General features: G+C 33.0%; 9 protein-coding genes. 1 reads left to right on the plus strand and 8 read right to left on the minus strand.

What is annotated here, in order from left to right; translation table 11 throughout:
- Positions 1-374: 374 nt before the first annotated feature.
- The 3 genes from A9G23_RS10390 to A9G23_RS10400 all read right to left on the minus strand — a co-directional run bounded on the left by A9G23_RS10390 (position 375) and on the right by A9G23_RS10400 (position 5,357).
- On the minus strand, positions 375-1,748 hold the full coding sequence (locus A9G23_RS10390) for a hypothetical protein (protein WP_065587543.1): 1,374 nt from the start codon (positions 1,746-1,748) through the stop codon (positions 375-377).
- Between the two features lie 563 nt (positions 1,749-2,311).
- Positions 2,312-3,694 (minus strand): hypothetical protein, encoded by a 1,383-nt coding sequence (locus A9G23_RS10395; RefSeq protein ID WP_065587544.1) that lies wholly within the window; start codon positions 3,692-3,694, stop codon positions 2,312-2,314.
- 328 nt (positions 3,695-4,022) lie between these two features.
- Complete coding sequence (locus A9G23_RS10400) at positions 4,023-5,357, minus strand: replication-associated recombination protein A (protein WP_442899774.1); 1,335 nt, start codon at positions 5,355-5,357, stop codon at positions 4,023-4,025.
- 175 nt (positions 5,358-5,532) lie between these two features.
- Here A9G23_RS10400 and lolA point away from each other — a divergent pair, with 175 nt between their 5' ends.
- Positions 5,533-6,129, plus strand: a complete 597-nt coding sequence (lolA, locus tag A9G23_RS10405; protein ID WP_065587546.1) for an outer membrane lipoprotein chaperone LolA — start codon at positions 5,533-5,535, stop codon at positions 6,127-6,129.
- A 132-nt stretch (positions 6,130-6,261) separates the two neighbouring features.
- On the opposite strand, the gene A9G23_RS10410 is transcribed toward lolA, so the two are convergent.
- From A9G23_RS10410 to A9G23_RS10430, 5 genes are all read right to left on the minus strand, one after another.
- The gene (locus A9G23_RS10410) at positions 6,262-7,776 is read right to left on the minus strand and encodes a UxaA family hydrolase (RefSeq protein ID WP_065587547.1); all 1,515 of its coding nucleotides are present in this window, start codon (positions 7,774-7,776) and stop codon (positions 6,262-6,264) included.
- 70 nt (positions 7,777-7,846) lie between these two features.
- Positions 7,847-8,863, minus strand: a complete 1,017-nt coding sequence (locus tag A9G23_RS10415) for a zinc-binding alcohol dehydrogenase family protein (RefSeq protein WP_065587609.1) — start codon at positions 8,861-8,863, stop codon at positions 7,847-7,849.
- A 27-nt stretch (positions 8,864-8,890) separates the two neighbouring features.
- Positions 8,891-10,330, minus strand: a complete 1,440-nt coding sequence (locus tag A9G23_RS10420) for a tagaturonate reductase (RefSeq protein ID WP_065587548.1) — start codon at positions 10,328-10,330, stop codon at positions 8,891-8,893.
- Between the two features lie 118 nt (positions 10,331-10,448).
- Complete coding sequence (locus A9G23_RS10425; RefSeq protein ID WP_065587549.1) at positions 10,449-11,366, minus strand: GntR family transcriptional regulator; 918 nt, start codon at positions 11,364-11,366, stop codon at positions 10,449-10,451.
- 92 nt (positions 11,367-11,458) lie between these two features.
- Positions 11,459-12,739 carry an MFS transporter gene (locus tag A9G23_RS10430; RefSeq protein WP_065587550.1) on the minus strand — a complete coding sequence of 427 codons (1,281 nt, stop codon included), beginning with the start codon at positions 12,737-12,739 and terminating at the stop codon, positions 11,459-11,461.
- Positions 12,740-12,957 lie beyond the last annotated feature (218 nt).

Here is a 12,957-nt window from a genome sequence, read left to right on the forward strand (position 1 = left end):
TTTATACTGAGCTTTATATAGGGTAGAGGTTTTATTGGTTATAAACAAATCGTTTAATTCGTTCAATCAGGGTATTAATGATAGTTAAAATCAATGAAAAAAAATTTATTGATGGTTAAAACTTTTGTTAACTAATGATTAATATCAAAATAATAATAAAAAATACTTAGTTGTAGTATAACTCGATTTTTCCGGGCTGTTTATTCTTATGTATTTGGTTAAATAATCATAATGCATTTTTAAGCCAAGCTTTTTTAATTGAATTATCGACAGGTTTTAACATAAGGATTCAAAATTAAAATATTAATAAAATTATGAATAAAAAGATCTACATATTACTAAGTAGATCTTTTAGAAAATTTAATTGATGGTATTTATTTAATTGCCGTACAGATACCATTTTTTTCTTGAGTTTCTTTTTTGCAATGATATTTAGCGTTGTAAGGGTGGTAGTCGCAGTAATTTTTTACATGAGTATCCCATACCCAAATACGTTGATAAGATTTACCTTGATCGTGATTACCCTTAATTTTTGCAGCCCAAGAATTAGGATAAGCCTCTTGAGAAGGATCTCCCCATTCTCCTAATAATGTGCCTATCTCTCGGGTGTATGAGGCATCACCTTTTTTACCCATAGGTGCATTACTTACTTCATTTGCATGACTTATACGATATTTTCCTTTCAATGAGTTACATCCTGCAATTATAGCGTCTACCTCTCCTTTACTTGCTTTAGCTTGCCCTTGTGTTCTTATATCCCAGCCAGTAAACCATTTTGTAATGGTGAAAGGGTATTGAATAATATTGCCTGAGGTTTTATTTATTCCTTGAATAATAACTGTATATCCGTTATCAGATCTCATAACGTGTTCCCAAGCCGTTTGATTGTTCAATGCTTGTGGAGTATTAAATTTGACGGTAACTATATCAGCATTGTTAGAAATAGTGACAAGTTCACTCCCTTTTACTAGAGTCCAATTATAATTATTGGCACTTCCTGGTTGAGCAAATACAAGGTCAAATTTAGCACCATAAAAGCCGGTTGTTGGGAAGTTTTTAGTTGGGTCAATAGTAGATTGAACTAAAAAGCCATTAGTTGCATCCCATTGATTTGCGAAACTTTGATCTACCATTATTGGAGCTAGTTCTGGTCTTGCGTAACAAAAACCAGACTCAGAAAGTATCGTGTAAGTTTTAGAGGGTTGTTTGATAATGTTTTCATTTGGATATTCATAAGACTTCGGATCACCATATTTTGACGATAATATTAAATCAGCAGATATTTTTACTTTATATGGGGCTAATTTTTTATTTTTTGCTAATGAACAAAAAGTATCACTTTTGGTCGGAGTAAATTCGACTAATTGATTTGATTGATTTGTATAATACCACGTAATTTTTGGAGGCTCTTTTGTATTAAGAATGCCTAATTCATCACCATCAATATCTAAATATTGACTATCATCAGGTTGTTTTAACGGTGCTATTTGAATACGATCTAGGAATGAATAGCTAACGGGAAGAGGCATGTTCCTCACTTCGTCGCCATAGTAATTTTTCCCGTCTAAGGTTAAGCCAAAAAGTTCAAAATCTTCAATATTATTTTCAATAGTATCGGAAAGTTTTGGTTTATTTCCTTGTATTGTTAGTGTACTTTTTGTCGATAAAGCTGCATGGCTTATTGTTGAAAATTGTAATAAGTATATTGTATATACCATTGTTTTTAAAAATTTTTTATTACTAGTCATTGTTTGTTTATTTTCCTTATTAGTAATTTTGATTTTAATCAAAAAAGTTTTTTTTATTCAATCATAAACATATATATAACGCCGAATAGAATAGACAATTTTGGATATATAAACAAATAGTTTAATTCGATAGATTTTTATGGAAAAATTTTGTAATACCTATTGATCATTTTTAATTAAACAGCAAAAAGTATTATTTCTATATAAAATTTGCTTTTATTTGCTTAAAGAAGCGAGGATGCTTATTAAATTTTTGATTTGATGGTGATGTTTTTATATTAATATCCATATTATTAATACAATATTTCATGCAATAGTGCAATAGGCTGACATAATTTCTCGAAAATTCAGTATATCGCCTAGATGCAAAGATAATGTTTTATTTTCATAAACTTATTTTAAACAAGATGGCGATACTTACAACGGTACCAATTAATATCATTATTATCTGTCTTTGGATGGTATTTTTTGGAGATATAATAAGTTTACATTGTTTTTGTTTGTTTTTTTCTAAAGATCCACATGTTATTAAGTAGATCTTTAGGACGCTTAATTATTGGTTGTTATTTAATAGCTGTACAGACGGCATTTTTATCTTCAGTTTCTCCTCGGCAGTGATATTTAGCGTTGTAAGGATGATAGTCGCAGTAGTCTTCGACATCAGTATCCCATACCCAAATACGTTGATAAGCTTTACCTTGGTCGTGATCACCTTTGATTTTTGCAGCCCAAGAATTAGGGTAAGCCTCTTGAGAAGGATCTCCCCATTCCCCTAATAATGTGCCTATCTCTCGGGTGAATTTTGCAGTCCCAGCACTCTGACCAAATGGAGCATTACTCAATTCATTTGCATGACTTATACGATATTTTCCTTGCAATGAGTTACATCCTGCAACTATATCGTCTACCTCTCCCTTACTGGCTTTAGGTAGACCAATGACTGTTTTATCCCAGTCACTGAACCATTTGGTAATTGTGAATGGGTATTGAATAATATTGCCTGTGGTTTTATTTCTACCTTGAATGATAACTGTATATCCATCACTTGATCCCATTATATACTGCCAAGCCATGCTAGTGTTCATTGCTTGAGAGGTATTAAATCTAACGGTAACTACATCGGCAGTATTAGAAATAGTGACAAGTTCACGCCCTTTCACGAGCATCCAATCATAATTTTTAGCTAACCCTTTTTGGGCTAATAAAAGGTCAAATTGAGCACCATAAAAAGCGGTTGTCGGGAAATTTTTAGTGGGGTCAACAGTAGATTGAGCTAAAAAGCCATTATTTGGGTCCCATTGATTTGCGATACTTGCAGCAGCCTCTTGGGGAGCTAATTCTGGTCTTGCGTAACAAATTCCTGAATCTGAACTTATTGTATAAGTTTTAGATGGGTGTTTGGTAATTCTATTATTCGGATATTGATTGGTAAGCGGAATTCCATACTTGGAAGTTAAAATTAAATCACCGGATATTTTTATTTTATATGGGCCAAATTTTCCTCCTTTTGCTAATGAGCAAAAGGTATCGGAATCTGTCGGTATAAATTCCACTATTTTATTTTTTGAATTCGTATAATACCATGTTATTTTAGCGGGAGGTTGTATTGCAAGATATCCTAATTCATCACCATCAATATCAATGTATTGATCTAAATTAGGTTGTTTTATTGGAGCTATTGCGATTTTATTTTTAAATGGATAAGCTGCTGATAAGGAGATTTGGTCTATCTCGTTACCATAATAGTTTTTGCCATCAACAGTCAGCCCAAATAGTTCTAAGTCTTCTATATTTTTTTCAATTTCTGTTGATAATGATGGTAAATTACCTTGAATTTCTTGAGCAGTTTTGGCTGTCAGATAGGCGTGGCTCATAGTGCAAAACAGGAATGGATATAGCCCAGATACAATTTTATTAAAGTTTTTTTTCGTTATGATTTTGTTCATAATACTTCTTTCTACTTTCTACTTTCTACTTTCTACTTTCTACTTTCTACTTTCTACTTTCTACTACTACTTATTTTCGATTTTACTTAAAACTACCCGTTACACATTTACCTTAAATTTTTATTTAAAGGAGCTAATTTATAAAATTAAAAATGTTATTTAAGTAAAAGTATACTTAAATTAATTATTGCTCAGATAATAGTTATTAGCTATTAATTATTTAGTTAGGATTCCTGTTGTTATTTGTTTTGAGTTTGTTTAACTTGTTGAAAGTTTTAAAAAATTAACTGATGATAGGTTGGGTTACATACAGAAATGCATTATAAAATCAACTGTTTCTTTTAGATTTATAGCGTTGAATCGGGCTTGTCCGGTTTTGTTCTTCTATCCATGCTATTTTATCAACATAATTTTTTTCTGCACCACGTGTTGTAGGGTGGTAATATTTTGTATTAGCCATTTCTAGTGGAAAGTAATTTTCTCCGGCAGCGAAAGCGTTGAGTTCATCATGAGCGTAACGATATTCAGCGCCATAACCTAAGTTTTTCATTAAACTTGTTGGTGCATTGCGTAAATGCTCAGGAACATCATAATCAGGTTTAGATTTGGCATCAGTCATTGCTTGTTTAAAAGCAAGGTAAACAGCATTACTTTTTGGTGCGCAAGCAAGATAAATGATTGCTTGCGCAATTGCACGTTCACCTTCAGCCGGCCCCACTCGTGTAAAGCAGTCCCATGCTGCAAGAGCTACTTGCATGGCTCTCGGGTCGGCATTGCCAATATCTTCTGAGGCAATGGCTAATAATCGACGTGCAACATAGAGTGGATCACCACCAGCAGTGATAATCCTTGCATACCAATAAAGTGCAGCATCGGCTGCAGAACCACGTATTGATTTATGTACCGCTGAAATTAAATCGTAAAAACGATCACCTTGATTGTCAAATCTAGCGCTGCGTTCTCCCGTCACTTCTTTAAGTAAATCTGGTGTAAGTTCATGGCCGTCTGACATTTCAATTAATAGTTCAAGTGTGTTGAGTGCTCGCCTTGCATCGCCTCCTACAAATTCAGCAATTTGTTTTTTTATTTCTTCAGATAGAATGATGTCTCGATTACCGTAACCACGGTTTGGATCGTTCATCGCCTGCTGTAAAATTTGTTCAATTTCATAGTTGGTTAATGATTTGAGCAAATAAACTCTGGCACGAGATAACAATGCAGAGTTTAATTCAAATGAAGGATTTTCGGTTGTTGCACCAATAAACGTGACAGTACCATTTTCGACATAAGGCAAAAAAGCATCTTGTTGACTTTTGTTAAATCGATGGACTTCATCAACAAATAAAATAGTGCGTACCCCTGCTTGCTGATTGATTTTTGCACGCTCGATGGCTTCGCGAATATCTTTGATACCTGATGTTACAGCCGAAATTCTTTCAACTGTAGCATTAGCATGGTGGGCAATAATTTCAGCTAAAGTGGTTTTGCCTGTGCCTGGCGGTCCCCAAAGGATCATTGAGTGTAAGTTTCCTGCTTCGATAGCTTTGGGTAGTGATTTATCTTTACCTAATAAATGAGATTGGCCTATATATTCAGATAGATTACGTGGACGCATTCTTGCCGCTAAAGGCTTAAACTCTTCAGTTGTAAATTCAAAAGACATACTAGGCATGGTACACTATATCCAGTTTTTGCAATATGAAATATATTATATACTTGTTAATCAATAAGTGAAAAAGAAAATCGCTTTCTTTGTAAAGCAAAAAAGTAAGATTTTAATCTAAATTAAACTGATTAAAATGTAGTTATAGAGCCGAAAACAAACATAAGGACTCGTCATGAAGAAATTTTTATTATTGTTAGGATTATTGATTGGTGCATCGTCAACATGGGCTAGCGATAAAGAAGTATTGCAACAACGCCTAGATAAAATTGAAGGATTTTATGCAAGATTTTCTCAAGATGTGAAAACTGTCGACAATCAGCTGGTGCAAGAAGGAAAAGGTGATTTATGGGTCAACAGACCTTATTATTTTAATTGGACAATGAACGAACCAGATGAAACATCAATTATTTCTGATGGAAAGAATATTTGGGTGTATACGCCATCTGTTCAACAAGTTAGCGTGATGGACTTAAAAAAAGCAATTGATAACCGATTAATGCTATTAATTACTAATAGCCATAATCCAATTTGGGATATTTATAATGTGACTCGAAAACAAGATTCATTTACGTTAAAACCAACAGATGGTTCTAATCAAGATTTTATTATTTCGGTATTGCCTACCGGTATAATTTCTAACTTTACTATTATTGAAGAAGATGGCCAACGTAGTTTTTACAACTTATCTCACCAAACACTGGGCAAGGTGTCGTTAGAAAAGTTCCAGTTTATGCCACCATCAGGTGTGACCATTGATGATCAACGTTAGTTGATTAAAACACCTTAATAAATCAAATTAGCTTAAATTTAATCTGATGGTTGTTTTATTTTTATTCAGTAGCTGTCAGGTTAAGTATGATTATTAATATTAACTTTAAGTTACCATTAATAATAAAGAAAGTTATTCTGTTACGCCATTTTTAAAAATGGATAGATCTTTAAAATGGTTGATTTCATTACATGTCTGTTTACCATTAACTATTTGTACAATTAAATCAATAAATTGTTCTAGTAACTTATCCATTGTTATTCCATTTACTAATTGTCCCGCATCAAAATCTATCCAATGTGTCTTTTTTTGTGCCAATGCTGAATTAGTAGCAATTTTTACTGTTGGCACGACACCACCATAAGGTGTTCCTCGTCCTGTGGAAAATAGCACCATATGACAACCTGCTGCGGCTAATGCTCCCGTTGCAACAGCATCATTGCCCGGAGAAGATAATAAATTTAAGCCTGTTTTTTGGAGTCTGTCACCATAATCTAATACATCCATAACGGTACTATTTCCCGCTTTTTGTGTACAACCTAAAGATTTATCTTCTAGTGTAGTAATACCTCCAGCTTTATTACCAGGGGAGGGGTTTTCGTAAATAGGTTGATTGTATGAAATAAAATACCGTTTGAAGTTATTAATCATATTTACAGTTTTGTCAAATATTTGTTCATTAATGCAATGAGACATTAAAATCGTTTCTGCGCCGAACATTTCTGGAACTTCGGTTAGTACACTTGTTCCTCCGTGAGTAATTATATAATCAGAAAATTTGCCCAATAATGGGTTAGCTGTAATGCCAGATAAGCCATCAGAACCTCCACATTCAAGTCCAAATTTAAGTTCGCTTAGTTTACCCGGTAGACGCTGATCTGATTTCATGATTTGGTAAATATCGTGCAAATAATTGATACCTTGTTTAATTTCATTTTCAACTTCCTGGGCAACTATGAAGCGAACTCGCTCGCCATCATACTCTCCAAGACTTTCCTTAAATGTATTAAGTTGATTATTTTCACAACCTAAGCCAATAACTAAAACTCCGCCTGCATTAGGATGTTTAACCATATCTTGTAATATGGTTTTTGTTGTTTGATGATCGGAGCCTAATTGTGAACAACCATAAGGATGAGAGAGCAGATAAACACCATCAAAATTAGAGGGTTTTTGTAAAAGGTCTTGAGAAATATCGGTTAAAAATTGTTTACGAATTTGTTCAGCAATACCATTAACACAGCTAACTGTAGGAATGATCCAAAGCTCGTTACGTATACCAACATCGTTATTGTTTCTTCGATAAAGATTAACTTCTTTATCTCCAAATTGAGTTGAAATTTGTCCTGTAACAGGTTGATATTGATATTCGTGAAATTTGCCAAGATTAGTTTTCACATTATGAGTATGAACATGCTCGCCTACTTGAATCGCTTGTGTTGCATGACCAATTGGGAAGCCATATTTTACAATATTTTCTCCTTGTGCAATTGGTTTTATTGCTATTTTATGACCTGATGGGATAGTTTGTAATGCAGTAATTTGATGTTGAGTTACAGGTTCGCTAATTATTTTATCGCCTTGATGTAATGGTTCTAAGGCAATAATTACATTATCATTATCGTTTATTTTAATAGTTTTTTTCATAAACCCATTCCTATAAATGCACATTTTCGCTACTTTTAGCAAAGGCATTAATTAGCAGATTGTTATTGATTTAACTGATTTTTATTACTGATTTTAGTCGAGCATGTGGGGCATCTCGCATTTCTTGGAATGCATTTTCAGCATCAGATAACGGGTATACATCGGTAATGATTTTTTTGACATCACATTTTCCTGATCTGACTAAATCAATTAATTCGATAAAATCTTTTTTGAGGGCATTACGAGAACCAAAAATATCTAACTCTTTTGTTTGAATTTGGGTAAAAGCAAAATCTAACGTTTGCTTACTGACACCGACTAAACCAATGCGCCCACGGTACGCTGCTGCATCAATGCAGTTTTGAAAAGTTTGTGGTAGTCCTGCACATTCAATGCAAACATCAAATCCATCGCCTTGAGTAAGATTTTTTACTCTTTCTTCAAAGTTTTCTTTATCTGTTCGAATAACACCTTTTGCACCTAATGATAATGCTTTATCTAATCGTGATTGCATTATATCACTTACATATACTTGAGCTCCTTTTAATACGGCAGCCATAACTGCAAATAAACCGATAGGTCCTGCGCCAACAACTAATACTTTATCACCTTCTTTTACTGATGTTCGTTGAACGGAATGATAGCTAATACAAAACGGTTCAATCATTGAAAGCGTTAATGCATCTAACCCTTTACCGTCATAAATACGTTCAATTGGCATGCTATAATATTCTCTAAAAATACCATCACGTTGTGCTCCAAGAGTTTGATTGTTTGTACAACAATTAACAAATCCACGACGGCAAGAGTAACATTTACCACAGTTAAAATAAGGATTTGCTGTCACAATCATGCCTTTTTTGATGCCATGATTATTTTCGCCAACCTCTACAACTTCGGCCGAAAATTCATGGCCAGGAATGCGAGGATAGCTGGCATAAAGGAAAGTACCTTTATACGTTCCCATATCTGAACCACAAATCCCACCATATAGCACTTTTAAAATGGCTTCACCCTTTTGTAATGTTGGTTTTTCCATTTCATTGATTTCAACTTTTCCTGGTTCTGGAATAACAATATATTTCATTTTAGACATTTGATTGACTCCTGATGTTTAATTATTTGGAATATAATTTTTAATATCGTGTGATAAAATGTTTTTTAGATTTTCCGTGACTAAATCGGTTAATCCATTGACATTATTTAGATCTTGTCCCCAATGCTCAGTCATTTTTAAGACATTTGTAACTAATGTTTTTACGTCATTTTGATAAAGTGGTTGCCATTCATTAAATTTTTCTAATAAATGAGCATCATCCGTTAATGAAATCGTTTGACCTTGGTACTCTCCACGATAAAAAGCAATAAGTGCAGCTAATGAAAATGAAATATATTTTGGTGGTTGGTTAAATCGTTGACTATAGGTTAATAACTGTGGTAGCAAGCGAGTTTTAAATTTAGTTAATGAATTTAATGAAATAGACATTAATTCATGTTTGATGAATGGATTTTTAAAACGTTTTAATACCTCATCGGCAAATTGTTTTAGTTGTTCTTTATCCAAAGATAGGGTTGGAATTACTTCTTGATTAAGGAGATTTTTAACAAAACTTTCAATTTGCGGATTATTCATACATTGGCCGACAGTACGTAGTCCAGCAAGGTAAGCGACGGGAACCATTGCTGTATGGGCACCATTTAAGATTCCAACTTTTCTTTCTTTGTAAGGTTTAATATCATCAACCACTAAAATATTAATATCTACTTGATCAAGCCTTAATTTTTGTTTTAACCAATCGGGTCCTTGAATAACAAATAAATAGAAGTATTCTGCTGTATCTAAAAATCGGTCTTGGTAGCTTAGTTGTTGTTCAAGCTGTGTAGCTTCATCTTTTGGGTAGCCTGTTACTATACGATCAACCAACGTTGAGCAAAATGTATTACTTTCGTTAATCCATATAATAAAGCTATCACTAAGTTGCCATAATTTTGCATATTCTAGTACCAACTCTTTTAGTTTTTCGCCGTTATAATCAATGAGCTCACATGGAATGATAATTAAACCTTTATCTTTTTGCCCGTTAAAAAATTCGAATCGATGATGTAAAAAACAGGTTAATTTTGCTGGGAAAGTTGTTGGTGGTGCATCGGTAGCTTTATCTTTATCATTAAATACTATTCCTGCTTCAGTTGTATTTGAGAAAATAAATTCTAAATCAGGATTTTCAGCACATTTTAAATATAATTGATAATTTTGATATATCAAGATTTCACGATTAACTGAGTAGATAATTTGAGGTATAGCAATAGCATCACCTTGTTCATTAAGACCGCGAATAATAGTTGTATAAATTCCATCTTGTTCATTAATTGAGGGTTGATGGGTATCAATAGGCCTTATAATTGTTACACCACTATTAAAGTCTGTTTTTGTGTTTAGATTATCAATAATCCAATCAACAAATGCTCTTAAAAAATTACCTTCACCAAATTGGATAATCTTTTCAGGGTAATTTCGACCAGGAAAGTTAGTTCTATTTAATTGTTTAGCCATATAATAGTTCTCTTTAATTATGTGGTTAGGCAGTAAATAAAGAGAACTATAAAAGAGGATTAAAAACCGTATTCATTTTTTTTGTTTTTTCGTGTTGAGTATAAAATTTTTTTGTTTTTTATCTGTTTTTTATGGTTAATGTTCGACCAATCGACTCTTGCATTGATGTTTTAGCTGTATTTAGATGTCGGCATAATGCTGCGATGGCAGCCTGTTCATCTTTTTGTAAAATTGCTGTTAATATCGCAATATGTTCCGATACGGCAATATTATTACGTTCTTTTAAATTACTGTTGTCCCACTGATAATGAAAATGAAAGATAACCGAAATTAAATCAAAAGACTGCATGAAAAATGGATTATCATTACAAGACAGAATTAACTGATGAAAATCACGATCAAGCGTTGAAAAAAGTGTATATTCATCTTGTATATTTTTCTGAAAATTCTTATGGTGTTGTAATAATTCTCGTGCTTTTATCCAGTTAATGTGATTATCAGGTTGAGCCATAAATGCTTTAAGCGCAAATATTTCTAAGACACTCCTAAATTCATAAAGTTTTTCTGCATAATCTTTGGCAAATGTAACTAATTTCCATTCTCCTTTTTTTATGTTATTAATCAGTCCATAATGTAAAAAACGTAATAAAAATTCACGAACTACAACGGGATTCACTTTTGTATCTTTTGCAAGTTGAATTTCGTTAAAATTATCACCAGGTAATAACTTCTTATGATTTATTAAATGGTAAAAATAGGTTTCGAATTTTTTATCTTGTAACGATCTTTTTTCAAAAATACAGGCTATTTTATCCTCATTTGTTGGTTCTCGTAATAAATGGTATTGATTATTGTTAAACAGGAGAATTTCTGTTTTGCATAAATGCTCTAGTACTGCTCGAATAGTTGTTCTACTCACATTAAAAGTATCAGCAAGAATTGAAATAGAAGGTAATGGAAAAGATAATATTTTGTTATTAATACAATCAATAAATTGATTAATGGTATTTTGCCTTAGTGTCTGACTTCTGCCCATATTATGTTTCTCGATAATGTTATGGTGATTATAAGAATTTAAGAAAATCCTACCAAATATTTTTAATAGGATTTTCTAATAAAAAGGCTAAGTTATAAAGTAGATTGAATTTCTGTAATTGGTTTAATATCTTTCAATACGAATAAATATACGAATGCACCTATAGCACAAGCACAACCTGAAACCACGAGAGCATACATAAATGAACCTGTTGCGCCAATAATATACCCAGTTACAATGGGTCCTAATATGCCACCACAATTTGAAACCGTATTTTGAATTCCACCTAAAACGGATGTCATATTTCTTGGCGCAATATCGCCAGGTAGACACCAAATAGCTGAACCAGCAAAGGCCAGCCCAATATATGAAATACAAAGTAAAACCATCATTATGATTATAGAATCAACTAAGCCGGCAAGTGTAATTGATGTTGCAATTAACATTCCTGCAACCAAATTAAATTTTCTAGCAAGATTGATATTATTGGTTTTTATATAAATAAAATCAGTTAACCAACCACCAAACCATTGTCCAATTATACCACATAAGGGCGGTAACATGGCCAAAAAGCCCATTTCAGTTAAGCTTAAACCACGTTCTTTCATTAAATAGGTGGGGAACCAAGTAATGAAAAAATAGACTGCATAATTAAGCATAAAAAATCCAACACACATAGCAACTACATTGCGGTATTTTAATAATTGATACCATTTCATTGGTTGTATGGTATCTATTCCTTCTTTTTTGATTTGACCTTCACGAATATATTTTAATTCTGTTGTACTTATACTTGGGTGTTGTTCTGGATCTCGGTAAATACATAACCACCAAACAACCCAAACAAGACCTAAAGCACCACAAATAAAGAATGTCGCATGCCATCCCCAGACCGCAATAATCCAAACAACAAGAGGCATCGTAAAAGCTGTCCCGAAGCGTGAACCACTATCAAATAGTGCGGTAACGCGTCCTCTTTCTTTATCAGGGAACCATTTTGCTGTAATTCCGCCATTGCAAGGATATGCGGCAGCTTCTCCAATACCCATAAACACTCGAGCAAAAATGAAACCGATAGGAGATGTTGCTAATGCCGTTGCGCCAGTTGCTAAAGACCACCAAGTTACTGATACTGCAAGCGTTCTTCTTTGCCCAAAACGATCTGCAAGGAATCCAGCAGGAATTTGACAACACGCATAACTTAAGAAAAATGCAGACATGATCCATCCCATTGCTTCAGGTGAAATATTTAAATCAATCGCAATAATAGGTGCAGCTGCAGACATTACAGTTCTATCTAAATAATTAATCACAATAGCAAATAACATAAGTATTGCTATATGGAATCGAACACGACTATTCTTTTTAGGCATAAAAAACCTCTTTATATAAATTATTCAATAATATATTTAATTATTTATATTGTTAATTAGGATGATAAAGACTACTAGTGCATAGGTCATTTCATTAAAATGGCTATATCGATAGTAGAGAAAAAATTTATTGAGATAAGGAATTATTTGTTTGATTGTGGTCGGGATAATATTTTTCTGTTTTTTATTTGTTTTTTTTATTTTTGTTCATTTATATT

The sequence above is a fragment of the Gilliamella sp. App4-10 genome (genome assembly GCF_001690495.1).
Taxonomy (GTDB): domain Bacteria; phylum Pseudomonadota; class Gammaproteobacteria; order Enterobacterales; family Orbaceae; genus Gilliamella; species Gilliamella apicola_G.

What these genes read in the sequence shown, in the direction of transcription:
- A9G23_RS10390 (WP_065587543.1), bottom strand. Translation starts at nt 1,748, where the DNA reads ATGACTAGTAATAAAAAATTTTTAAAAACAATGGTATATACAATATAC.
- A9G23_RS10395 (WP_065587544.1), bottom strand. Translation starts at nt 3,694, where the DNA reads ATGAACAAAATCATAACGAAAAAAAACTTTAATAAAATTGTATCTGGG.
- A9G23_RS10400 (WP_442899774.1), bottom strand. Translation starts at nt 5,357, where the DNA reads ATGTCTTTTGAATTTACAACTGAAGAGTTTAAGCCTTTAGCGGCAAGA.
- lolA (WP_065587546.1), top strand. Translation starts at nt 5,533, where the DNA reads ATGAAGAAATTTTTATTATTGTTAGGATTATTGATTGGTGCATCGTCA.
- A9G23_RS10410 (WP_065587547.1), bottom strand. Translation starts at nt 7,776, where the DNA reads ATGAAAAAAACTATTAAAATAAACGATAATGATAATGTAATTATTGCC.
- A9G23_RS10415 (WP_065587609.1), bottom strand. Translation starts at nt 8,863, where the DNA reads ATGAAATATATTGTTATTCCAGAACCAGGAAAAGTTGAAATCAATGAA.
- A9G23_RS10420 (WP_065587548.1), bottom strand. Translation starts at nt 10,330, where the DNA reads ATGGCTAAACAATTAAATAGAACTAACTTTCCTGGTCGAAATTACCCT.
- A9G23_RS10425 (WP_065587549.1), bottom strand. Translation starts at nt 11,366, where the DNA reads ATGGGCAGAAGTCAGACACTAAGGCAAAATACCATTAATCAATTTATT.
- A9G23_RS10430 (WP_065587550.1), bottom strand. Translation starts at nt 12,739, where the DNA reads ATGCCTAAAAAGAATAGTCGTGTTCGATTCCATATAGCAATACTTATG.